Source organism: Paenibacillus doosanensis, from assembly GCF_025060755.1.
Classification (GTDB): domain Bacteria; phylum Bacillota; class Bacilli; order Paenibacillales; family NBRC-103111; genus Paenibacillus_S; species Paenibacillus_S doosanensis.
Map to the genome: position 1 here is coordinate 23,795 of NZ_JANYUY010000032.1, position 23,581 is coordinate 47,375.

The 23,581-nt window shown below is 55.7% G+C and carries 18 protein-coding genes; 17 read left to right on the forward strand and 1 reads right to left on the reverse strand.

The window, feature by feature from the left end; genetic code table 11:
• Positions 1–24 precede the first annotated feature (24 nt).
• The 10 genes from nrdF (at position 25) to N0M98_RS20975 (ending at position 12,592) form a co-directional block, all read left to right on the forward strand.
• Positions 25–1,005 (forward strand): class 1b ribonucleoside-diphosphate reductase subunit beta, encoded by a 981-nt coding sequence (gene nrdF / locus N0M98_RS20930; RefSeq protein WP_249864691.1) that lies wholly within the window; start codon positions 25–27, stop codon positions 1,003–1,005.
• A gap of 121 nt (positions 1,006–1,126) precedes the next feature.
• A complete protein-coding gene (locus N0M98_RS20935; protein ID WP_259619037.1) occupies positions 1,127–1,504 on the forward strand; it encodes a hypothetical protein in 378 nt (125 codons plus the stop codon).
• Between the two features lie 143 nt (positions 1,505–1,647).
• Positions 1,648–2,703 carry a CotH kinase family protein gene (locus tag N0M98_RS20940; RefSeq protein ID WP_259619038.1) on the forward strand — a complete coding sequence of 352 codons (1,056 nt, stop codon included), beginning with the start codon at positions 1,648–1,650 and terminating at the stop codon, positions 2,701–2,703.
• A gap of 142 nt (positions 2,704–2,845) precedes the next feature.
• Positions 2,846–5,035: a RelA/SpoT family protein gene (locus N0M98_RS20945; protein ID WP_249866234.1), complete on the forward strand. Its 2,190-nt coding sequence runs from the start codon at positions 2,846–2,848 to the stop codon at positions 5,033–5,035.
• Positions 5,036–5,089: 54 nt separating this feature from the next.
• Entirely contained in the window at positions 5,090–5,533 is a 444-nt protein-coding gene (gene dtd / locus N0M98_RS20950; protein ID WP_259619039.1) for a D-aminoacyl-tRNA deacylase, read from the forward strand.
• Between the two features lie 135 nt (positions 5,534–5,668).
• A complete protein-coding gene (locus N0M98_RS20955; RefSeq protein WP_249864689.1) occupies positions 5,669–5,845 on the forward strand; it encodes a hypothetical protein in 177 nt (58 codons plus the stop codon).
• 215 nt (positions 5,846–6,060) lie between these two features.
• A complete protein-coding gene (locus N0M98_RS20960) occupies positions 6,061–8,019 on the forward strand; it encodes an FAD-dependent oxidoreductase (RefSeq protein ID WP_259619040.1) in 1,959 nt (652 codons plus the stop codon).
• A gap of 620 nt (positions 8,020–8,639) precedes the next feature.
• Positions 8,640–9,896 (forward strand): histidine--tRNA ligase, encoded by a 1,257-nt coding sequence (hisS, locus tag N0M98_RS20965; RefSeq protein WP_259619041.1) that lies wholly within the window; start codon positions 8,640–8,642, stop codon positions 9,894–9,896.
• Positions 9,897–9,930: 34 nt separating this feature from the next.
• Complete coding sequence (aspS, locus tag N0M98_RS20970) at positions 9,931–11,706, forward strand: aspartate--tRNA ligase (RefSeq protein ID WP_259619063.1); 1,776 nt, start codon at positions 9,931–9,933, stop codon at positions 11,704–11,706.
• 127 nt (positions 11,707–11,833) lie between these two features.
• A complete protein-coding gene (locus N0M98_RS20975) occupies positions 11,834–12,592 on the forward strand; it encodes a tRNA threonylcarbamoyladenosine dehydratase (protein WP_259619042.1) in 759 nt (252 codons plus the stop codon).
• A 78-nt stretch (positions 12,593–12,670) separates the two neighbouring features.
• Here N0M98_RS20975 and N0M98_RS20980 read toward each other — a convergent pair whose 3' ends face one another.
• Positions 12,671–13,606, reverse strand: a complete 936-nt coding sequence (locus N0M98_RS20980) for a helix-turn-helix domain-containing protein (RefSeq protein WP_259619043.1) — start codon at positions 13,604–13,606, stop codon at positions 12,671–12,673.
• A gap of 311 nt (positions 13,607–13,917) precedes the next feature.
• Here N0M98_RS20980 and N0M98_RS20985 point away from each other — a divergent pair, with 311 nt between their 5' ends.
• From N0M98_RS20985 to N0M98_RS21015, 7 genes are all read left to right on the forward strand, one after another.
• Positions 13,918–15,981 (forward strand): glycoside hydrolase family 65, encoded by a 2,064-nt coding sequence (locus N0M98_RS20985; protein ID WP_259619044.1) that lies wholly within the window; start codon positions 13,918–13,920, stop codon positions 15,979–15,981.
• A 64-nt stretch (positions 15,982–16,045) separates the two neighbouring features.
• Positions 16,046–16,249: a hypothetical protein gene (locus tag N0M98_RS20990; protein ID WP_249864683.1), complete on the forward strand. Its 204-nt coding sequence runs from the start codon at positions 16,046–16,048 to the stop codon at positions 16,247–16,249.
• Positions 16,250–16,305: 56 nt separating this feature from the next.
• A complete protein-coding gene (locus N0M98_RS20995; protein WP_259619045.1) occupies positions 16,306–17,400 on the forward strand; it encodes a Gfo/Idh/MocA family protein in 1,095 nt (364 codons plus the stop codon).
• Positions 17,397–18,296: a sugar phosphate isomerase/epimerase family protein gene (locus N0M98_RS21000; RefSeq protein WP_259619046.1), complete on the forward strand. Its 900-nt coding sequence runs from the start codon at positions 17,397–17,399 to the stop codon at positions 18,294–18,296. The genes N0M98_RS20995 and N0M98_RS21000 overlap by 4 nt, the downstream gene beginning before the upstream one ends.
• Position 18,297: 1 nt before the next feature.
• Complete coding sequence (locus N0M98_RS21005; RefSeq protein ID WP_259619047.1) at positions 18,298–19,461, forward strand: DUF6807 domain-containing protein; 1,164 nt, start codon at positions 18,298–18,300, stop codon at positions 19,459–19,461.
• A 20-nt stretch (positions 19,462–19,481) separates the two neighbouring features.
• Entirely contained in the window at positions 19,482–22,034 is a 2,553-nt protein-coding gene (locus N0M98_RS21010) for a glycosylhydrolase-like jelly roll fold domain-containing protein (RefSeq protein ID WP_259619048.1), read from the forward strand.
• 173 nt (positions 22,035–22,207) lie between these two features.
• Complete coding sequence (locus N0M98_RS21015; protein WP_259619049.1) at positions 22,208–23,527, forward strand: ABC transporter substrate-binding protein; 1,320 nt, start codon at positions 22,208–22,210, stop codon at positions 23,525–23,527.
• Positions 23,528–23,581 lie beyond the last annotated feature (54 nt).

The following is a 23,581-nucleotide window of genomic DNA, read 5'->3' on the forward strand; positions in this document are numbered from 1 at the left end:
ACATTTGCAAGGGGGAACCACGGAATGAACGAACAAACGACCAGGCCGCATAAAGCCGTCAACTGGAACCGGCCGGATGACGATTTCACGGCGATGTTCTGGAACCAGAACATTATGCAATTTTGGACCGACGAGGAGATTCCGCTGTCGGACGATAAGATGTCGTGGCTGACGCTGAGTCCGACCGAGCAGGAGCTGTATATGAAAGTGCTCGGCGGGCTGACGTTGCTCGATACGGTGCAAGGAGGCATCGGCATGCCCAAAATTTTGGAGCATGTCGATGGACTGCAGCGCAAAGCCGTGCTCGGCTTCATGGGTATGATGGAGCAGATTCACGCCAAGTCGTACAGCAGCATTTTTACGACGCTGGCGACCAACGAGGAGATCGACGACGTCTTTCAATGGGTAGAGCGTCATCCTATGCTGCAAACGAAGGCGGAAACCATTTCGCAGTATTACGAGAACATCCGCTCCGAGAAGCAGCTGTATCTTGCCATGGCGGCTTCGGTGCTGTTGGAGAGCTACTTGTTCTACAGCGGATTTTTCTATCCGTTATACTTGGCCGGTCAAGGAAAAATGACGAGCAGCGGCGAGATCATCGACCTGATTTTGCGGGACGAGAGCATTCACGGTCTCTATGTCGGCATGCTGGCCCAGGAAGTGTATGCCAGACTGACTCCGGACGAGAGGGAAGAAGCGCGGGAGGCGCTGTACGGCCTGCTGTATTTCCTCCACCAGAATGAGGAAGCTTACACGGATGAGCTGTATACGGCCGTCGGGCTTGCCGAAGAAGTGAAGACGTTCGTTCGTTACAACGGCAACAAAGCGTTGATGAATCTCGGACTCGATCCGGCATTTCCGGACGAAGAGGTCAATCCGATCGTATTTAACGGCATTAGCACGCATACGAAGCAGCATGACTTTTTCTCCAAAAAAGGGAACGGATATGTCCGCGCTAGCCGCGTAGAACCGCTGCAGGATGAAGATTTCCGCTTCGATTTCTAAACTTCCGGGACGTTTGGACAAGGAAATCCGTATATTTTCTTCTTGCAAACTATTGTCTATTTCATTTGCCGTCCGCTAGTCATAGACTAAACTATCTCAATGATAGAGGAGGTAGTTTGGCATGGCAGCTATATCCGGATGCAGATGCCGCTGCGGCCGCCGCAGGCGCAGAGGCACCAGAAGGGTTTGCAGATGCGGAACCCGCACGAGATGCATTCGTTCCAGAGGGGACGCGAACGAATGCGGACGCAGAAGATGCCGCCGCATAGGGGGCGATCGTCTCGGGGAAGGCCGGACAATCGGCAACCGCACCAGAGGCGATCATATCGGAGATGAACGGACGATCGGCAGCAGAACCGGAGGGAACCTCATCGGAGGAGATCGGACAAGGGGTAATCATCCTTTGGGGAACCGCTGGGGATGCGACCCTTGCTGGAACCGGGGTTGGTATTCCAACCTTCAGCAGGGCGGCGTTCCAGGCAACGGCGAAGAGCAATAAAACCCGCGCGCAGCTTTGGCCGCCATGGGAACAAGCGCCGTGCCGGCCAAAGAGGCCGCAGCATAAGGTGAAATACGTCAAAAAGTCTATCAATATTCGTTGATAGGCTTTTTGCTTTTCTTAGAGAAAGGCGGCACGGTGCCATGGAATTGCCTACCCGGTCTATCGAGATTGGCGAACAAGAACATTCATCGCTGCAAAAAAACGTATGGAGCGAAAAGTACGTAAGCGCCTTTATGGTTGTCCAAGGAAAGAGAGAGCCTGTAAAGCTGCGCTATCGCGGAGGGCATACCCGGGATTATCCGAAAAAATCGTACGAGGTCGTACGCGGAGGGAAAACTTATCATTACAATGCCGAGTATGACGATCCCTCCATGCTCCGCAATGCGCTTTCGTTCCGATTTTTCGAATGGATCGGCGTTCCGAGTCCCCGCACCCGGCATTGCTTGCTTAGCCTTAACGGGCAAAGCCTCGGGGTGTACCTGGAGATTGAAGGAGTGGACCGTCATTTTTTCGAGCGGCGCGGCATCGCGGTGCAAGCGTTGTTTTATGCAGTGAACGATTTTGCCAATTTTAAGTTGTCAAACCCGGAGTCCCGGCAGCCGAAATCGTCCTTATTTCGCGGTTATGAGCTGAAGATGGGGAGCGAATCCGACCGCATCCGCTGGAAATCGTTTATTTTGAAGCTTAATACGCTTAAGGGGAAGCAATTAAGTCGATACTTGAAGCAGCGGGTGGACATCGACAATTATGTAAAATGGCTCGCCGGCGCGGTCTGTACGGGAAACTACGACGGATTCGATCAAAATTACGCCGTCTACTTGCACCGGAGCAAGCGCCGGTACCGGATCATTCCATGGGATTACGAAGGCACGTGGGGACGCAACTGCTACGGCAAAAAATGCAGCAGCCGACTGGTCCGGGTCCAGGGATACAATCAGCTCACCCGCAAGCTGCTATCGTTTCCGAGCGTCCGCGCACAGTATAAAGCCGTGCTGCGCTCCGTGCTGAAGCGGCACTTCACGGTGCGGAACATCGCTCCCGTCGTCCTGCAGATGCACGAACAAATCGCGCCCCATATATACCGGGATTCGACGCGAAAATGGTCGCACGGCGTCTTCGACGGAGAGCCGGAACTGATCCGCAATTATATTAAGGAACGGCGGAAAATTATTCTGGAATCTCTTAAAAAGCTATAAAAATGCAAGATGTGGAAGCTTAGGCGGCAAAAGCGGTAAAAATCTTTCGACAAAGTTTGTCGAAATGGCGCAAATAAGTTGACGCAGAGCCTATTTCAAAGGCATAATGTATTAAAATCGATTTAAGGGAATGGATAAACGAATGGGCATTGAACAGCTTCTTGAGAAGGCGTCCGGCTATGTAAAGGAAAATGATCTCAAGCGTATAAGAGAAGCCTACGAGTTCGCTGAACAGGCTCATTCGGGCCAGGTTCGCAAGTCGGGGGAGCCTTATATACTGCATCCTCTCGCCGTTGCCGAAATCCTCGTCAACATGCAGATGGATACGACTTCGATCATTGCCGCACTGCTCCATGACGTGGTTGAGGATACAACCGTTTCTTTGCAAACCGTTGAAGAGAAATTCGGGAAAACCTGTGCCATGCTGGTGGACGGCTTGACCAAGCTCGAGAAAATCAAGTTTAAAACGAAGGAAGAGCAGCAAAACGAAAACTACCGGAAAATGTTTGTCGCGATGGCGCAAGATATCCGCGTCATTCTGATCAAGCTGGCTGACCGTCTTCATAATATGCGCACGCTTAAGCATCAATCGGAGGAAGCGCAGCGGCGGATCGCGTACGAGACGCTGGAGATATTTTGTCCGATCGCTCATCGTCTGGGGATCTCGGCGATCAAGTGGGAGATGGAGGACATCGCGCTGCGCTACCTGAACCCGCAGCAATATTACCGCATTGTCAATCTCATGCAAAAGAAGCGGGCAGAGCGCGAGAAGTACATCGAGGATGTTATCGCCACCGTCACCGAGAAACTGTCCGAGATGGGCATCGACAACGACGTATCCGGCCGTCCGAAACATATCTACAGCATTTATAAAAAAATGACCGCTCGCAACAAGCAGTTCAATGAAATCTACGATCTGCTGGCGCTGCGGATTATCGTCGATAATATCAAGGATTGCTACGCGACGCTGGGCATCATTCATACGCTGTGGAAGCCGATGCCCGGCCGGTTCAAGGATTACATCGCGATGCCGAAGCCCAATATGTACCAGTCTCTGCATACGACGGTCATTGGCCCGAAGGGAGAGCCGCTGGAGGTGCAGATTCGCACGTTCGATATGCACAAGACATCCGAGTACGGGATCGCGGCCCACTGGGCATACAAGGAAGGCAGCATGGTTCCTTCCGGAGGCTTCGGCGACAGGATGAACTGGTTCCGCGAAATTTTGGAGCTGCAGCACGAGGCTCAGGACGCGTCGGAGTTCGTCGAATCGCTGAAGATGGACTTCTTCTCGGATTTGGTGTTCGTCTTTACCCCGAAGGGGGAGGTGATCGAGCTGCCCGCAGGCTCGGTGCCTCTTGATTTTGCTTACCGGATTCATACGGAGGTCGGCAATCGCACGATCGGGGCTAAGGTGAACGGACGCATCGTGCCGCTCGATCATCGGTTGAAGACGGGCGATATAATCGAAATATTGACGTCCAAGCATTCGTACGGACCGAGTCAGGATTGGATCAAGCTGGCGCAGTCTTCGCATGCCCGCAGCAAAATTCGCCAATGGTTCAAGAAAGAAAAGCGCGAAGAGAATGTGGAGAAGGGCAAGGACGCCATCGAGCGGGAGCTGCGTCGCCTCGGGATTGACCCTCCGACGCTGATGAAGGACGACGAGCTGATGGAGGTCGCCAAAAAGTTCAACTTCAATGAAATCGAGGATATGTACTCGGCCGTCGGCTTCAGCGGCATTACGGCGGCGCAGATCGTAACCCGGCTGACCGAGAAGCTGCGCAAGCAGCAGGAGGAAGCACAGCAGCAGGCGATGCAGCTCACCAAAGAGGTCAAGGAAATCAAAGCGGCAGGGGAACGTAAAGGAAGGCCGACTCACGGCGTTCGCGTCAAAGGAGTGGACAACCTGCTTGTGCGATTCGCTCGCTGCTGCAACCCGGTTCCCGGTGATCAGATCATCGGATATATCACCCGCGGACGAGGCGTCTCCGTACACCGCGCCGACTGTACGAACATTCCGGGCGCCGACAACGGGGATGAAGGAAACCGCGTTATCGAGGTCGAATGGGCGGATTCCGTCGAAGCCAACTACAATGTGGAAATCGAGATTACGGGCCATGACCGGCTCGGTCTCGTCAATGAAGTGCTGCAGGCGGTTTCCGAGAGCAAGACCGTTATCTCCGCCGTATCGGCTAGATCGGACAAAAACAAGGTAGCGATTATTCACATGACGATTTTAATACGCAATATCGAGCATCTGTATGCGGTCGTCGAGAAAATCAAGCGCGTCAAGGATGTGTACTCGGTGCACCGGATGATGCAATCCTAACCGCGCCTGCACAAGCGGACGCCGGTCATTATTAGGAATAGAGGGTCATGCAATATGAGAATTGTCGTACAGCGCAGCAAGCAGGCGCAGGTTACAGTGGACGGACAAGTCGTCGGGGCGATCGCCCGCGGGCTTGTCCTATTGGTGGGCATTACCCATGAGGATACGGAGCAGGACGCCAAATTCGCTGCGGATAAAATCGCCGGCTTGCGTATTTTTGAAGACGACACGGAGAAGATGAACCATTCCGTACTTGATGTCGGAGGACAAATATTGTCCGTATCGCAGTTTACGTTATACGGCGATTGTCGCAAGGGCAAACGGCCGAATTTCATGGCCGCGGCGCGTCCCGAGCAGGCAAAGCCTCTCTACGATAAATTCAACGAGCTGCTTCGGGGGCACGGCCTCCAGGTGGCAACGGGAACCTTCGGCGCGATGATGGACGTATCGCTTATTAACGACGGACCGGTCACTCTCATCATTGAAAGCAAATCATAGACTTTTGTGACGCCGCCGAGCAAGCATAGGTGGCCTGCGGCATAATGACCTCTTTGAACGGTTAGGTTTTAGCGGATTTGGACAAACTAGCAGTAAGAGTTCGCTACTTTCGCCTGTACAAGGAGATCATACTTTATGCATCAATCCGGCAAAGAAAAAGCGGCCGTTCAACCGGAGCAGCAGCTGTTATTTTGCAGCGTGGAGGAATCGCTCGGCATGATTGCCGCGGCGCTATGCGATAACGAGCTGTCCGCAGGCTATTCTTCCGTCAGCGAGCAGTTGAAGAGGCAGCACCGCAAAACATTTCGATAAAATACGGCAGGCCCTGCGGGATCAAGGTTCCCACGGGGCCTGTTTCTTTTCCAAGCCGCCGCGGTTATGTTACACTTAGTCTAGTTTTGTTTCAAGCCGCACGGGCGGCGCAACGAATTGAAACATTTGCCATGATTGGTCCGTATATAGTAGTTGGATCATCGTTGCATTCAATTCGGCAACAGCTTCAAAAAAAATAGCTTGAGAGGTGCGTAATGGGGAAAGCAGGTTATTCGACCGGCAATGCCAGGGGGTGGCTGTTAGCAATCATCGCTCTGGTCTTGGTGGCTGCCGTAGGGGCTGCGGTCTATATGTTCACAATGAAAAAGGGGGCTTCGCCCGGAAACGGCAAATCGAAGCAGCAGGCGTTAATGGAAGTCAAATCGTCCAAGGATATTAAAAGCAGCTATGATGTCGTCGTCGTCGGCACCGATCCGGAGGGTGTGGCTGCGGCCGTTTCCGCGGCGCGCAACGGGATGAAGACGCTGCTGGTCGACGGCAAAGACCGTACCGTGCTCGGCGGTCTAATGACGGAAGGCTGGCTGAACAGCATCGATATGAACTATGAACCTGCCAAAGGGGTGCTCGGCACCCCGGAGATTATGAATAAAGGTATTTTCGGCGAATGGTACGGCAAAATCGAGGGCGATTCCTTCGATATTACGACGGCGGCCAATGCTTTTTACACAATGGTCGCCAAAGAGAAAAACATCGACTTGCTGATGCAGGCCAAATCCATTGAGCCGACTGTCGCCAAATCGGCGGATACGACAACCGTTACCGGTGTGACCGTCACCAAAGCGGACGGTACGAAGCTGTCCATACAAGCCAAGGCGGTTATCGATGCAACCCAGGACGGAGATATCGGAGACGCGGCCGGCGTGCAGTTTACTCACGGCAGAGAAGACTTGGGCGATGTGAAGAGCCGGATGGCGGTGACGGCGGTATTCCGTCTGACGAATATTACTCCGGAGCGTTGGAAGCAGTTCGCCAAGACGATTGCCGATGAAGACAAGGGTCAGCAGAAGTACGGCATCAACGCAATGAGCCTGTGGGGCTTCGACAAGATGCAGAATTATCCTGCTGTCAACAAGGAGCGCGTCAGAATGCGCGGCCTGAACGGCGGCAGACAGAACGATAATACGATGCTGGTGAACGCGCTGCAAATTTTCGGTGTCGATCCGTTCGATCCGAAGTCCAAGCAGGAAGCGCAGCAGATCGCCAAGGACGAGCTGCCTCACGTGCTGGAATATCTTAAAAAAAGCTACCCCGACTTTGAAGGCGTCGAGCTTGACGGCATCGCTCCCGAGCTGTATGTGCGCGAATCGAGACATATGGTCGGCGAGTACCGGCTGTCGATCATCGATTTGCTCGAAAACCGCGACCAATGGGACCGTATCGCCTTCGGCGGCTATCCGGTCGACATCCAGCGGACAAGCCCGGCCGATAACGGAGCCGTCGTCATCGATCCGGACAAATATGCGATACCGTTTCGCAGCATCGTGCCGCTGAAGGTGGACGGACTGCTCGTTGTCGGCAGAGCGGCGAGCTATGACACGCTGCCGCACGGCAGTGCGAGGGTCATCCCGGTTGGCATGGCCGAAGGTGAGGCGGCCGGCGCGGCCGCCAAGCTGGCGATAGAGCAGAACATGACGTTCCGTCAAATGTCGGCATCGAAGGAGACGATAGCGAAGCTGCAGGATACGCTGAACAAGCAGGGAATGGAGCTGAAGCCTTACTCGCTCAAGCCGGCTCCGTTCATGGAGAATAAATCTTACGAAGGCTTGAAGACGGCGGTCAGTCTCGGTTTGGCGACTGGCGGGTACAAAAACGAATTCAATTTGGACGGCGCATCGAACGAGCAGCGGATGGTCAATCTGCTGAACGGCATGCGCAAGTTTAACCCGGAAGCTCTGGCAGGCAATCCGGCGGCGCCGATTGCAGGTCAGAAGGAGCCGGACAAGCAGCCGCTCAGCCTGGATACAGCCGCCGCTATGATCGCGGCGCTCTTGAAGCTGGACGCTTCGCAAGGAGAGGCGCTTAGCGCACTGCAAGCCAAAGGCTATCTGAACAAGCAAACCGTCGACGGCATCGGCAAAAAGCAGGAGCTGACCAACGGCGATACGTACATGCTTATTAACGACGTATACAAAAAGGTAAAACCGGCAAAATAAGCGGGATTGGACGATCGTGCCGTTCCGACGGCGAAATTGGCTTGACTTTGTCAAATTTCGATATTACAATAGTGCAAAGAATCCATGAAGTGATACTTGATCCGTTGACGGGACAAAGTAATTCGAAAGCCCGCATAGTCAGAGAGGGAAGTCCAGGCTGCAAGCTTCCTTATGCGAATCGAATGAACAGACCTCCCCGAGGACAGGCAGGGAACCGCGGACCGATTGTCCGTGCAGTAGCTGCTTCGCGTAGAGCGGGCGTTAACCGCATGAGTGTGAGTCTTCCAACGATATGATTAAGGATATCGTGGCGGACTCGAATCGTGGGTGGTACCGCGGGAAGATATCGTGAACCGAGTCTCTCGTCCCTGGCTTTGAGCGCCGGGGGCGGGAGATTTTTTAGTTGTTTAGGAAATGATGCGCAGCAATTTCCTGTGGATATCCGGGTTCTCCCCCGAAAGTAAAGTCTACCCATAGAACGATCTCAGAGGAAGGTTAGACGGCGATCCAGCTTAGGCTGGATGCGGACGGATTAAGCTTCAGAGCATAACGTCACTTTTGGGGGGATTTGTTCGTTGTTCAGCCGGATTTCTGGAAGTCAATGAAAGGAGTGGCTATAGATGAGTATTCAAAAGCCTAAGGGAACGCAGGATTTGCTTCCCGGCGAAGTCGAGAAATGGCAGTACGTAGAGAGCAAGGCCAGAGAACTGTGCCAAAGATTCAATTACCGCGAAATCCGCACCCCGATCTTCGAGCACACCGAGCTTTTCCAGCGGGGAGTCGGAGAGACGACGGACATCGTGGAGAAAGAAATGTACACGTTCCTGGATAAGGGCAACCGCAGCATCTCGCTGCGTCCGGAAGGGACGGCGGGCGTCGTTCGCGCCTATGTAGAGAACAAGCTGTACGGCGAGCCGGACGTCAGCAAGCTGTACTACATCGGGCCGATGTTCCGCTACGAGCAGCCGCAGGCGGGAAGATACCGCCAGCTGCATCAGTTCGGCGTGGAAGCGTTCGGTTCGGCCGATCCGAGTATGGATGCGGAAGTGATCGCGCTGGGGTATACATTCTACAGCGAGGTCGGCATCAAGGACGTGACGGTGGAGATTAACTCCGTCGGCAATCCCGCCGTGCGGGCCGTCTATCGTGAGAAGATTCAGCAATTTTTCGCCCCGGTGAAGGAGAAGCTGTGCAAAGACTGTCAATCGCGCTTCGACCGCAATCCGATGCGGATTCTCGATTGCAAGATCGACCAGAAATACGGCGAAGGCGCGCCGACCATTCTGGAATATTTGGACGAGGAATGCAGCGTCCACTTCCAGGCGGTTCAGGATTATCTTAAGGCGATGAGCATCCCGTTCCGCATTAATCCGCGCCTTGTGCGGGGACTGGACTATTATACGCATACCGCTTTCGAATACAAGGCGGCCGGCATCGGCGCCATTGACACGATCGGCGGAGGGGGCCGCTACAACGGACTCGTCGGCCAGATCGGCGGCACGGATCAGCCGGGCGTCGGCCTGGGCCTGGGCCTCGAACGCACGCTGCTGGTGCTGCAGGCGCAAGGAGCCGAGATCCCGGTAGCGAGGCCGCTCGACGTCTATCTGGTCGGGCTCGGCGAGCAGGCGGAGAAAGAGCTGCCCCGTTTGCTGCATGAGCTGCGCCAAGCGGGATTAAAGGCGGAGAAGGATTACTTGGGCCGCAAAATTAAGGCTCAGATGAAATCAGCCGACCGGTATCAAGCTCATTATGTCGCCATTCTCGGCGAAGACGAGCTGACCCGCGGCGAAATTACGGTGAAAACGATGGCCACCGGCGAGCAGCAGACCGTCAAGCTCGATGAATTTGCGGCGATCATGCGCAAGCTGAGCGAATAATTATTTTTAACCCTATGGAGGTAGATGAATCATGATGTTAAAAACGCATCATTGCGGAGCTTTAACGAAAGCGAACATTGGAGAAACGGTCATTTTGAACGGCTGGGTGCAGCGCAGACGCGACCTCGGCGGCGTATTGTTCATTGACCTGCGCGACCGCAGCGGGATCGTGCAAATCGTTTTCAACCCGGATTTCTCCGGCGAAGCGCTGAGCATTGCCGACCGCGCGCGCAACGAATTCGTGCTTGCGGTAACCGGGAAAGTCGTAGAACGCGACTCGGAAACGATCAATCCTAACCTGGCGACCGGCGAAATCGAAATCCGCGTGACGGACATCGAAATTATGAACCCGGCCAAAAACCCGCCGTTCTTTATCGAAGACGGCATCGAAATCGACGAGTCCTTGCGCTTGAAATACCGTTACCTCGATTTGCGCCGTCCGGAAATGCAGCGCACGCTGATGCTTCGCTCCAAAGCGGCTAAGGTATTCCGCGATTTCCTCGACGAGAACGGCTTCCTGGAAGTGGAGACGCCGATCTTGACCAAGAGCACGCCGGAAGGCGCGCGCGATTATTTGGTGCCGAGCCGCGTGCACCCGGGCGAATTTTTCGCGCTGCCGCAATCGCCGCAAATTTTCAAGCAATTGCTGATGGTCAGCGGCTTGGAGCGCTACTATCAAATCGCCCGCTGCTTCCGCGACGAAGACTTGAGAGCGGACCGCCAACCGGAATTTACGCAGGTGGACATCGAGACTTCGTTCCTGTCCCAAGACCAGCTGCTTGAGATGATGGAAGAGCTGGTCGTTCGTTTGATGAAGCAAACGGCCGACGTAGAGATCGAGCGTCCGTTCCAACGCATCAGCTATGCGGACGCCATGGGCAAGTACGGCTCCGACAAGCCGGATTTGCGCTTCGGTCTGGAGCTGCAGGACGTGTCCGACATCGTCTCTTCGTCCGGAGTGAAAGTATTCGCTTCCGTCGTCGAGAAGGGCGGTCAAGTTAAAGCGCTGAACGCCAAAGGCTGCGGAAGCTGGAGCCGCAAGGAAATCGACGATCTGGGAACCTTCGCGGCGCGCTACGGCGCCAAAGGCTTGGCGTGGGTCGTGCTGAAGGACGGAGAGATGAAAGGACCGATCGTCAAGTTCTTCTCCGAGCAGGAGCTTGCAGCGCTCAAGGAACGTCTGGGCGCGGAGGAAGGGGATTTGCTGCTCTTCTCCGCGGACACGAAGAAGGTCGTTGCCGACGTGCTGGGCAACCTTCGTCTGAAGATCGGCCGCGAGCTCGGCTTGATCGACGAGAGCAAGTTCAAATTCGCCTGGGTCGTAGACTTCCCGCTGCTCAGCTATGACGATGAAGCGAAGCGCTATGTAGCCGAGCATCATCCGTTCACCCGCCCGAAAGAAGAAGACGTCGAGTTCTTCCATACCGATCCGGGCCAAATCCGCGCTCAAGCTTACGACCTTGTTCTTAACGGGTACGAAGTGGGCGGCGGCTCGATGCGGATTTACAAACGCGAAGTGCAGGAGCTGATGTTCCAAGCGCTCGGCTTCTCCAAGGAAGAAGCGCAGGAGAAATTCGGCTTCCTGCTGGAAGCTTTCGAATACGGCACGCCTCCGCACGGCGGCATCGCCTTCGGCTTCGACCGTCTGGTCATGCTGATTGCCGGCCGCACCAACTTGCGCGAGACGATCGCTTTCCCGAAAACGGCCAGCGCAACCTGCTTGCTGACAGACGCGCCGGGCACGGTAGACGACAAGCAGCTGGAGCAGTTGTCCATCCGCTTGGCCTTGAAGCAGCCTGCTTCCAAGTAAGCAGGCCTGCACGGGCTGCGGACCTTAAGGGGCCGGAGCGATCCGGCTCCTTAAGGTCCGCTCCCGCCATTCTTGACACGCGATACCCGATAAATCTTCTTACCTGATTCATAAGGAGGGCAGCCGGATGCTGCACCAGTTTTCTAGAACGGAGCTTGCTATCGGACCGGAAGGCCTGGAGGTTATGCGCAACAGCACGATAGCCGTGCTGGGGATCGGCGGCGTAGGCTCGATGGCGGCCGAAGCGCTGGCTCGAACGGGAGTCGGCCGCATCGTCCTTATCGATAAGGACGTCGTCGACATTACGAACGTCAACCGCCAAATTCATGCGCTGTTATCAACCGTGGGTCAGCCGAAAGCGGATTTGATGCGCGACCGCATTTTGCAAATCAATCCGGAGTGCGACGCGATCGCGCTGCGCATGTTCTACACCGAAGAGACGTATGAGAAGCTGTTCGAATATCCGCTCGATTATGTCATCGACGCTTCCGATACGATCAGCTACAAAATTCATCTGATCAAGCAGTGCCTGCAAAGGAAGATCCCGATCATTTCCAGCATGGGCGCCGCCAACAAAATGGACCCGTCAAAGTTTCAAGTGGCGGACATTTCCAAAACGTCGATGGACCCGCTGGCGAGAGTGATTCGTCAGAAGCTGCGCAAAGACGGGATTAAGAAGGGCGTCAAGGTCGTCTTTTCGACCGAAGAGCCGATCAAGCCGCGCCAGGACGTGACGCAGCGGATCGTACCGGACAATGCGCCCGAAATCCGCAAGGCGCAGCAGCCTCCGGCCAGCAACGCGTTCGTGCCGCCGGTCGCCGGCCTTATCGCCGTCGGCACAGTCGTGCAGGATTTGCTCGCCAAGGCGAAGGATAAGCCGCAATAACAAGCAAACAAGCATGGCCGCTTAAGAACCGTTTCTTAAGCAGGCCATGCTTGTTTTATTTTTGCGTTCGTTCATATGCTATTTTTCAGAGATGCCGATTTCGTCCTCATCCATATGTAATAAGCTTCCGTCACAGCGAACGGCGGCCGGATCGTCATACTTCCGGTATTCCTGCGGGGTCATGCCGGTTTTTTGGCGGAATAGCGTATGGAAAAACTTCATGTCCTGATAGCCTACGGCCCCGGCGGTTTGCTGCACGGTCATCGTCGTTGATTTGAGCAGGGCGCAGCATTTTTGAATACGTAAATTTTGCACATAGCAGGTGAACGAAGTTCCCGTGTTTTGCTTAAAGAGACGCTGAAGATGGCTTACGCTTAGAAATGCGTGCTCGGCAACCTGCTTTAAATTGATATCCTCATGAAAGTGGCGCTTAATGAAATGAAGCGCTTCCTGGACTTTGCAATTCATTTTCTCCGGAAGCAGCGAAATGGTCATATCCCGATGAAGCATTGCCATCGTTTGGGTGAGCAGCGAATGAACGATTACCTCGTAGCCGGGCAGCCGCAGCCGGTATTCCGACAACATAGTATGGAACAGCTCGGTGTACTTGCTTTCCTTGTCGTAATGATACAACCATGGCTGCTGTAAGCGCGAAGGCTCGTGCAAAGCATCGTGCAAAGCGGAGCCGGGCGGCGGAAAATTCGCAGCCGCATTCAAAGCTTCCGGACGGAAGACGCAGTTGATGATGGCAAAGCTGCGAACTTTGTCCGGGGACGGCGGACGGTATACATGCGAGGTGCCGACGGGGAGCAAATAAATGTCGCCCCGTTTGACGGGCACCACGGTATCGTTAATAAACTGGTAACCGACCCCCTCGGTCACATAGCTGATCTCGATAGCGTCGTGCGTATGCTGGGGAATGCTAAACGCCTCATAGGCGCGGTTGACGAAAATATTCATCCCCGGACGAAACCGTTTCTCTGAATTGAACACTTCGGAAGCCAAAGTTTGCATGAACGTCCCACCTCCGGTAAATGTGCGAAATGTGAAAGAAGACCGGAGCTACTATAGAGAACGCAACTCGCAGCGGCAGTCATGAGAGCGTTTCCTTTTTTGCTCGGTTGAAAAATTGGATGGCGCTGGATCTCAGTTTGTTCTCATTATAAGCGGAGGCCTATGCGGTTATCAACCTATATCTACACTTATTTTATAGGTGAGGTTAGTCAAAATGAGGTGGAAGCCCTATAAATTTCGTGTATCTCCCCCATATGTCAGGTCATCAGATTGGTATAATAATTTATAATTAAGCATAAGGAGGCGCCTACTTGAGCATTCATCGTAAAGCGTTAGTGACCAGACATAATCCGGTGATCAGAGAGATTAATCCTTTATCGCCGCTATCAGTCGGGAATGGGGAATTTGCCTTTACAGCCGACTTCACAGGCCTTCAAACTTATCCCGAGCAGTATACGATTCCTCTTGGAACCCAGACGCAATGGGCATGGCACAGCTCCGGCGGCCGGAACGTTTGGCGGCTGAGCGACGTGCGCATGCAGTACCGGGACGAGGAGAAGAAGCTCGGCGGGTATCCCGTTCGCCCGGATGACAAGGAAGAGGCTTACCACTGGCTTCGGCAAAATCCGCACCGTCTGCAGCTGGGCCAATTCGGATTCAGATTTGCGTCGGAGACGGGCGGCGAGGTGCAGCCCGGCCAAATTACGGGCATCGAGCAGCAGCTCGATCTGTGGAGCGGAATATTGACCAGCCGCTTCAACGTAGAGGGTGTGCCGGTGACCGTTGTGACCTGCTGTCATCCGGATGCGGAACAGTTCGGCATCGCAGTGGAGAGCGAGCTGTTGACGCAGGGACGTCTCGCGGTTCATATCGCTTTTCCTGCGCCGGGCGTGACTTCCAGAAGCTGGGATCAAACGATCGGGCTTCATTGGGGAGAGCCGGATTCCCATACTACGCGATACATACCGAAGCGAGAAAGAACGGCCGCCATAGAGCGTTTCATGGACGAAGACGGCTACCGGGTGGAACTGGAGTGGTCGCAAGGCGAGCTCAAGCAAACGGCAGCCCATGAATTTATATTATCAAGCCGCGGCATCAACGGAAAATTGGAAATGACGGCAGGCTTTTCATTATTAGACGACGTGATAACGCTTCCAACCGTGCAGCAAATGGCCGAAGCGAGCCGCACCCACTGGGAACGCTTCTGGTCCAAGGGCGGAGCGGTTGAGCTGGCGGACAGCGCGGACCCGAGGGCGATCGAGCTGGAACGGCGCATTGTGCTGTCTCAATTCAATACGGCCATCCACAGCGCGGGAACGGTTCCGCCTCAGGAAACCGGATTGTTGTACAACAGCTGGTTCGGCAAGCTGCATCTGGAGATGCACTGGTGGCATGCGTTTCATTTTCCATTATGGGGAAGGACGGAACTGTTGAAGCGAAGTATGGACTGGTACAGAGACATTCTTCCTTCGGCTCGGGAGATTGCCCGCTCTCAAGGTTATTCCGGCGCGCGTTGGCCTAAGATGGTCGCATCGGACGGAGCTCAGAGTCCGTCGGTCATCGCCCCTCTGCTCATTTGGCAGCAGCCGCATCCGATTGTGCTGGCGGAGCTATGCTACCTGGCGGAGCCGACACGAGAAACGCTGATCCGCTACGGAGACATCGTGCTGGAATCGGCGGAATTTATGGCCTCCTTCGCGGCGTGGGACGATGCGGGGCAGCGCTATGTGTTAGGACCGCCGGTCATTCCGGCTCAGGAGAACCATAAGGCCGAGCATACTTGGAACCCTACATATGAGCTGGAATATTGGCGCCACGGGCTGGAGATCGGGATGAAATGGGCCCGCAGGCTGGGGCTTCCGGTCAGCGACAAGTGGCAGGACGTGTGCTCCCGGTTATCCGAGCTTCCGCAAGAAGACGGAATTTATCTCGCTCATGAGAATTGCCCGGATACGTACACGAAAGCCAATATCGATCATCCTTCCATGCTGGGCGCGCTCGGCATGCTCCCCGGCAAGAAAGTCGATGCCGAAGCGATGCGCAGAACGCTTCAGCGCGTTATGGACAGCTGGCGCTGGGACGACACATGGGGCTGGGATTACCCGATGGCGGCCATGACGGCGGCCAGACTGGGAGAAGGTCATTGGGCGGTCGATCTGCTGCTCAAGGATGTGACCAAAAATACCTATCTCCCTAACGGACATAACTACCAGCGTCCGGGGTTATACGCCTACTTGCCGGGGAACGGCGGACTGCTTACCGCTGTGGCGATGATGGCTTGCGGCTGGCAGGGCGGTCCCGAGCGGCATGCTCCCGGCTTCCCGGACGACGGTTCATGGACGGTCCGCTGGGAAGGGCTGAACGCCTGGATGTAGGAAGCCGTGTAGGAAGCCGGCCCGGCAATGGAAGCCGCTGCAGGAAAATAGGGAGAAACGGTCGATGATCAAAAACTTGCTGATTCTATGCGGTCTGCTGTTAATTTTGCTGGTATTGTGGATTGCGGCGGGGCTGTGGTTTACTTCGGTCTACGGTCAGGCGGGCTTCGGCGGCACTTTGATCATAGGGTTCGTGACGATTCCGCTGGCGCTGCGGCTGGCCGTGACGAAGCTGTTCAAAGCGGGCGGGAAAACGCCTGATTTATAAAAGGGTTCATCAACGGGAATGAAACTAAGCGAACGATATAGGAGGAACTATCGGCCATGACATCGAATGGAATCGGATACGCCGTCTTCGGGCTAGGGGTCGGCAAGAGCCATCTCGCCAGCGCCGTCAAAGCGGAAGGATGCGCATTCGTCGCGATCTGCGATATGAACGAAGCCGTGCTGAACAAGCTTGGCGACGAATACGGCATCGATCCGGCAAATCGTTATACGAGCTATGAGGAGCTGCTGAAGCGCGACGATATCAAGGCGGTGAGCATATGCACCCCGAGCGGCTGGCATCGCGATCACACGGTACAGGCGCTGCGCGCAGGCAAGCATGTGTTGACGGAGAAGCCTCTGGAAATTCGTCTCGACCGAATCGACGAGATGAACCGGACCGCGGAAGAGGAAGGACTCTACCTCGGCTGCGTCTTCCAGAACCGGCTCGCGCCTGCGAACCGGTTCATCAAGGATACGCTTGACAGCGGGAGGATGGGGAAGCCGATCACCTGCAATTTTCACCTCAAATGGTACAGGGACGACAACTATTATGCCAAAAACGGCGGATGGCGAGGCACATGGGAAATGGACGGCGGCGGCGCGATCATGAACCAGACGATCCACACCGTCGATTTGATGCAGTGGTTCATGGGGCCGGTGCGGAGCATTTTCGCCAAAGCGGGCACTTACAATCATCCTATCGAAACGGAAGATACGGCCGTCGCCGTAGTGACGTTCGAAAGCGGGGCGATCGGCACCTTGATCGGAACGACATGCGCTTATCCGGGATTGGAAGTGTCCGCGCAAATTCATGGCTCCCGCGGTTCGATTTACGCTAAAAACAACAGGATCGAACTGTTTAAAATGGCTGATGACGACGAGCAATTTTCGGAGGAAGCCCGCATTATTGCCGCATACGGCAGCGGAGCCAAGTCCGCTCCGTCTTCGCCGGAAACGGGAGGCGGCCAGCCGAAGACGGGGCACGCCGGTCAGGTGCAGGATATGATCGAGGCAGTGATTCATCACCGGCCGCCGATGATTGAAGGCAGGGAGGGCAGAGCTTCGGTGGAAATCGTGCAGGCGCTGTACGAGTCGGCGAGAACCGGCCAAGAAGTATTTCTGCCTTATACGCCGGAGGGGAGCGGGCGATGAGCGGGAAGACGAATCGCGGGCCGAGCCGTCCGCTCCAAGTCGGCTGCTGCCTGACGGCCGGCTCCTTCATGCCGCAGAGCGGCGGGACGTCCGCTTCCTCGGATCGCTTGGAAGAGAGACTGTTTCAGGACATTTCCGGCCTGCTCGAAGCCGGATACGATTACGCGGAGCTGACGGTAGGCGCGCTCATTCAGCTGTCCGAGGAGGAATTCGATCGCCTGGCGGTCAAGATGCGCGCAGCCGGAATTACGATTCCGGTATGCAACAGCTTTATTCCGGCTTCCTTGAAGCTGACGGGACCGGAGGTTCACCGCGAGGCGGTGGAAAGCTATGTGGATTTGGCGATGAAACGGGTTCGGGCGCTTGGCGGGGAAATGATCATTTTCGGCAGCGGCGCGGCCCGAACCGTTCCCGAAGGATATCCGGTGGAGCAGGGGCTGGAGCAGATCAAGCAGTTTCTTGCCATGTGCGACTCCTATGCGGACAAATATGAGGTTGCCGTCGCCATCGAGCCGCTGAACCGCGGCGAAAGCAACATCATCAACCGGGTCGAGCAGGCGCTGGATTTGGCCGAAGAGCTGCAGCTGCGCCATATTAAAGTACTCGCGGACGCATACCATATGCATCTTGAGCAGGAGTCTCCGGACATCCTTCATCGCGCTGCGGCGGGCAATCGGCTCGCCCATGTGCATTATGCGGAGTATGACCGCAGCTTTCCGAGGGAGAGCATTCCGGACGGAGTCGATATTCCGGGTTTGCTCGAAGCGCTGCAAAAGAGCGGTTACAAGGGCCGCATATCCGCCGAATGCATGACGGAAAACCCGTCGCATCAATGGAGCCCGTCGCTCGGCTATATCAGATCGCTCTTGGAACAAGCCTATGAAAGAGGGGAATAGCATGTCAACTATAACGTTACAAGTATCGGCGGGAAGCCACCATCGCGAGTTTTGTCCCGTATCGGTCCGCTTCCTGGCGGATACGCCGCTGCTCAAGGATGCAGAAGCCGGCGGCCTAGAGCTTGCGGACACTTCCGGAAACCCGGTTGCATGTCAATGGGAAGCGCTAGGAGAAGAGGTGGCGCTGCACTGGATCGTCGATCGGCTTGATGCCGGCGAGAGCCGCAACTATATTTTGCAGCGCCGAGAGGAAGGAACGACGCCGGGCTCCGCTTCCGCTTCGTCCGCTCAAGGCATCCGTCTGATCGAAAAAGAGCATGCCGTCGACATCGTCATCGAAGGGCAATTATTCACGTCTTACGTATTCGATCCTGCGGTCGCGAAGCCTTACCTCGGTCCGATCATGGGCCCGTACGGCGAAAGCTATACGAGATTGGATTTCGAAACCCGAGAGCATCCGCATCATCGTTCGCTCTGGCTTGCTATCGGGGACGTGAACGATATCGATATGTGGAATGAGCCGAAGGAACGGCACGGCAAACAAATAGTAACAGGCTTCGGTGAAAAAGCCGCAGGCTCGGTCTTTGCCAGACTGACGTCCACTCAAAACTGGTGTTCCTACGGAGGCAAGCCGCAGCTGAGCGAGACGCGCACGATGACGTTCTACAATACCCCGGGCGAAGGCAGGTTCATCGACCTCGACTTCGTCCTGACGGCTAACGGCCGCGTCGAGCTCGGAGCGACCAAAGAAGCGGGACCGCTCGGCATTCGGGTGGCCGAATCGATGAAAGCGGAGAACGGGGGCGTGATCCGTAATTCCTACGGCTCCGTCGGAGAGAAGGAATGCTGGGGCCAGCGGGCCGTATGGTGCGACTATCACGGCGAGGTGGGCGGACATACGCTCGGCATCGCCGCCTTCGACCATCCGGATAACGCCGATTTTCCGACTTATTGGCATGTCCGGGATTACGGGCTTCTCGCCGCCAACAATCTGTATTTTCTCGGGGGCAAGCTGCTGCAGAAAGGGCAGTCGATCCGCTATAAGCACCGGATATATTTCCACGCGGGCGATACCGCAGCAAGCAAGGTAGCGGATAAATATCAGGATTATATTCATCCTCCGGCAGTCACATGGGCCGAAGACGGATTGCGCATCACACAGTAAAGCTAGGGGGGCGCTTGGCTATGACAACGAATACGGATACATCATTGGAGCAGCAGTTTCTTCATCCCTCCGACGAGTTCACTCCGATTCCGTTCTGGTTCTGGAACGACGAGCTGACAGAAAGCGAAATCGTAAGACAGATCGCCGATTTCGCGGACAAAGGCGTGATGGGCTTCGTCATCCATCCGAGAATCGGAATTCCCGAGAGCATTCCATACTTGTCGGACACCTATATGGGGCTGGTCAAGGCCGCCGTTCAAGAGGCGGAGCGGCGCGGAATGACCGTTATTTTGTACGATGAAGCGATGTATCCTTCCGGAGCGGCCAAAGGGCTTGTCGTGCAGGACAATCCCGAGCTGGCGAGCCGGGGGCTCAAGATGACGGAGCTGAGCGCCTCCGAGCCGGTTCGGCTGGCGGAGGTGCTCGGCGACGGGGATGTCCTGATCTCCGCGCAAGCGGTCAGGAAGAAGGGAGCCGGCATCGAGCCGGGTGCTTCGGCCGTGCTGGAGCCCAGCGACGGAATCGTTGCGTTCCGGGCTGCCGGCGGCGATAACGACGATTGGACGATCTTATTGTTTATCGAGACGTTCTCCCGCGGGACGATTCGCGGCATTCACTTCGGCGAAGACGACGGCGAGCCGAACGCTCCGGCTTCCGCCGACTTGCTGAATCCGCTCGCCGTGGAGAAGTTTATCCGGCTCACGCATGACCGCTATTACGAGGTGTTAAGCCCGTATTTCGGAACGGCCGTCCGGGCGATGTTCACAGACGAGCCGGATATTATGGGCCGCAGACATACGAAGGGGCTTAAGGCGTGGACGGGCGGCTTTCTGGATTATTTTATCCGCGAAGGCTGCGAAGTGACCGATCTGCCGCTGCTGTGGCTGGAGGGCGACCGGGCGGACCTTATCCGCAGACGATACAGCAAAGCCGTCAACAAGCGCATGATCGAATCGTATTACAAACCGCTCGCCGAATGGTGCGGACGCCACGGCATAGCGCTTACCGGCCACCCGGCGGCCAGCGACGAGATCGGTTTGCTGGAGCATTTCCACATTCCCGGCCAAGACGTCGTATGGCGCTGGGTTGCGCCGGAGGACGGCAAGGCGGTGGAGGGCAAGCATACGACGATGGCCAAGTGCTCGTCGGATGCGGCCCGGCATAGGGGAAGACGGAGAAATTTGAACGAGTTTCTCGGCGTCTGCGGACTGGATGCCAGCTGGGCGCTGAGCGCAGGCGATATGAAATGGTATATGGACTGGCTGCTCGTCCGCGGCGTCAATCTGTTATGCCCGCATGCCTTCTATTACTCCATCGACGGGCCGCGCCGATTGAACGAGCGCCCGCCGGACGTCGGGCCCAACAACATCTGGTGGCCGCATTACCGCCGGTTCGCCGATTATATGAAGCGGATGAGCTGGCTGATGACGGACAGCGTCAATGTAACGCCGATTGCCGTGCTGGGCCGCGAGGACTGGCTGCCGTGGCGAAGCGTGAAGCCGCTATTCGAAAACCAGCGGGAGTTCAATTATTTGGAGGAAAGCCTGCTGGTAGCGGTCTGCGGCATTGAGCATGGACGCATAAACATCGCCGGGCAAACGTATTCCGTCGTGATCGTCGAGGATGACGGCTTGTGGGAAGAAGAGACGAAGCGGGTGCTGCGGGGATTCATCGACCAAGGCGGCCAAGTCATTGCGATTCAGGCTCACGAAGGGGCACAGACCGTACCGTCTACGGTCCGATTGGACGATCCGTCCGGCATTGCCGCCGAGCTGGAGAGGCTGGAGCCTGGAGATCTTAAGCTGGAGCCTTCCCGCCCGGATATTCGGGCAAGCCATGTGATCAAGGACGGGAACCATTTTTACGTGCTGGTGAACGAAGGGGAGCGGCCGTATGAAGGCGCTCTGACCATCCGGACCGAAGGCAGAGCGGAGCTGTGGGACCCCTGGGAGGGCAGGATCGACCTGGCTCCGGTTTCGGCGGAGGCCGGTTCAGTCGCCGCTGCTGCCGGCGGCATGACGCTGTCCGCTGCGCTGGAGCGAAGGCAGGCTCTCGTGTATCGTATTGATCCGTCGCGATCTGCCGAGTTGTCTGCAGGAAGCCGCCGCCGGATTCGGCAGAGCAGCGTTTCCATCGACGGGCCGTGGAACGTTTCGGCCGGCCGCCAGGCCGTCGGAACTGTTACGCCTCAGACCGAGAGCGCGGAAGCGGCTGCCGCCGAGTCCGCCATCGGTCGTCTGAGTCTCGGCAATTGGGCCGAAACCGAAGGGCTGGAGCATTTTGCCGGAACGATCACTTATACGAATACAGTTTCCCTGGAAAGCGGAGCTGCAAAAGCGGATAGCCTGATCCTCGATCTGGGCGAAGCCCATGAAATGGCGGAAGTATGGGTGAACGGCGAATGGGCAGGGGTGCGGATGTGGCATCCGTACACGTTTGCTATCGGAGCTTTGGCGAAACAGGGAATGAATGAGCTGCGAATCGACGTGACGAACAATTTAAGCAACCGGTACGACCGTAAAAAGCTTCCGTCCGGTTTGATCGGCCCCGTCGAGGTATCGGTGTACGAGTAAGGGATTCGAAGCAATCGGCCCAGCAGGCGGCGAAGGCTTTACGCTTGCCGGGCTTTTTAAACAGTATGGAATTGATAAATTTCGGGGACCCCCGCAAAGTACCTGAAGCAGCTTCGAAGTCTAGGCCTCACTTTGCAGGGTTATTTTATTGTGTGCGTTAGGAGGAATGAAGGTTGAAACATCAAAAAACGGCGGCAGCGGTTGTCGCCGCCTCCATGCTGCTGTCCATGCTGACGGCCTGCGGCGGCGGAGGCGGGGAGGCCGCATCCTCAGATCAGGCGATCAAAACGAGCGATGACAAGGAAACCGCCGATCTTGTCGTCTATTCCAACAGCGGGGATTCTCCGGACAGCTGGAACGAAAGATTCGGCAATGCGCTCCAGCAGAAATTCCCCGGTTACAACATCAAATACATACAGAAGCAATCGAATTACGGGATCAAAGAGCTGCTGACCGCGGGGGAAACGATCGATATTTACTGGGATTCGATTGGCGGTTTCGCTTCCGGATTGCTCGACAACGGGCTGGAGTTCGATATGACCGATTTGGCCAAAAAATACCAGCTCGATTTATCCAAAATGGAGCCGTCCGTAGCGGATTCCGTGAAGCTGATCGCACCGGATAAAATGTACGGTATCCCCGTGTTCAACAACAATATGGTGCTGTATTACAATAAAGATTTGTTCGATAAATTCGGGGTGCCGTATCCGAAGGACGGCATGACCTGGACGGAGGCGAATCAGCTCGCTCAGCAGCTGACTCGGGTCGACAGCAAGCCGTATATCGGCTTATCCTCGTCGCAGACGCATATGCTGGCGATGAATCAGCTGTCCATTCCTTTCGTAGATCCGGCGACGGAGAAGCCGACGATTTTCACGGACGAAAAGTGGAGGGAATTCTTCGACACCGTCTTCGTCGGGCCGAGCAAATCTCCGGGCTACGTCGATTATATGAAGGAGCTTAAGGATACGATTCCTTACCGCAATGAGTTTCTGAAGGAGAAAAACTTGGCGATGTTTGCCTGGCTGTCGTCCATCATCTTCGTCTTCCCGGACGAATATAAGAGCATGAACTGGGATATGGTGTCGCTTCCGACGTTCGACAGCTTGCCTAAAGTCGGCTCTCAGGCGTATCCGACTTATTTCGCGGTAACCTCAATGTCGAAGCAGAAGGATCAGGCGATGAAGGTAATCCAATACTTGACGACCGAGGAGATGCAGACGAAGCTGTCCAAAATCGGCCTGATGCCGGTCCTAAATAGCGAAAACGTCAAAAAAGTGTACGGCCAGGAGAGCGCGTTCAAGGATAAAAATCTCGCCGCGTCGTTCTATAACGGGTTTGCTCCGATTCCGGCCAAATCCCGTTACGACAGCTTGCTGCTGACGCCTTATGCGAAGGCGGTGCCGAAGATCATTATGAGCGGCGACTACAACACGGTGTTTCGGGCGACGGAAGAGGACACGGCCAAGAAAATCGCCGACGCGAAAAAATAATTTGTCCGCTTGGGCCGCGTGAGGCCGCGGGAATCGTTCTTGCCGGGAGCGCGG

Excerpts from the sequence above, each read along its gene's own strand:
- nrdF (WP_249864691.1), top strand. The coding sequence starts at position 25 with ATGAACGAACAAACGACCAGGCCGCATAAAGCCGTCAACTGGAACCGG.
- N0M98_RS20935 (WP_259619037.1), top strand. The coding sequence starts at position 1,127 with ATGGCAGCTATATCCGGATGCAGATGCCGCTGCGGCCGCCGCAGGCGC.
- N0M98_RS20940 (WP_259619038.1), top strand. The coding sequence starts at position 1,648 with ATGGAATTGCCTACCCGGTCTATCGAGATTGGCGAACAAGAACATTCA.
- N0M98_RS20945 (WP_249866234.1), top strand. The coding sequence starts at position 2,846 with ATGGGCATTGAACAGCTTCTTGAGAAGGCGTCCGGCTATGTAAAGGAA.
- dtd (WP_259619039.1), top strand. The coding sequence starts at position 5,090 with ATGAGAATTGTCGTACAGCGCAGCAAGCAGGCGCAGGTTACAGTGGAC.
- N0M98_RS20955 (WP_249864689.1), top strand. The coding sequence starts at position 5,669 with ATGCATCAATCCGGCAAAGAAAAAGCGGCCGTTCAACCGGAGCAGCAG.
- N0M98_RS20960 (WP_259619040.1), top strand. The coding sequence starts at position 6,061 with ATGGGGAAAGCAGGTTATTCGACCGGCAATGCCAGGGGGTGGCTGTTA.
- hisS (WP_259619041.1), top strand. The coding sequence starts at position 8,640 with ATGAGTATTCAAAAGCCTAAGGGAACGCAGGATTTGCTTCCCGGCGAA.
- aspS (WP_259619063.1), top strand. The coding sequence starts at position 9,931 with ATGTTAAAAACGCATCATTGCGGAGCTTTAACGAAAGCGAACATTGGA.
- N0M98_RS20975 (WP_259619042.1), top strand. The coding sequence starts at position 11,834 with ATGCTGCACCAGTTTTCTAGAACGGAGCTTGCTATCGGACCGGAAGGC.
- N0M98_RS20980 (WP_259619043.1), bottom strand. The coding sequence starts at position 13,606 with ATGCAAACTTTGGCTTCCGAAGTGTTCAATTCAGAGAAACGGTTTCGT.
- N0M98_RS20990 (WP_249864683.1), top strand. The coding sequence starts at position 16,046 with ATGATCAAAAACTTGCTGATTCTATGCGGTCTGCTGTTAATTTTGCTG.
- N0M98_RS20995 (WP_259619045.1), top strand. The coding sequence starts at position 16,306 with ATGACATCGAATGGAATCGGATACGCCGTCTTCGGGCTAGGGGTCGGC.
- N0M98_RS21000 (WP_259619046.1), top strand. The coding sequence starts at position 17,397 with ATGAGCGGGAAGACGAATCGCGGGCCGAGCCGTCCGCTCCAAGTCGGC.
- N0M98_RS21005 (WP_259619047.1), top strand. The coding sequence starts at position 18,298 with ATGTCAACTATAACGTTACAAGTATCGGCGGGAAGCCACCATCGCGAG.
- N0M98_RS21010 (WP_259619048.1), top strand. The coding sequence starts at position 19,482 with ATGACAACGAATACGGATACATCATTGGAGCAGCAGTTTCTTCATCCC.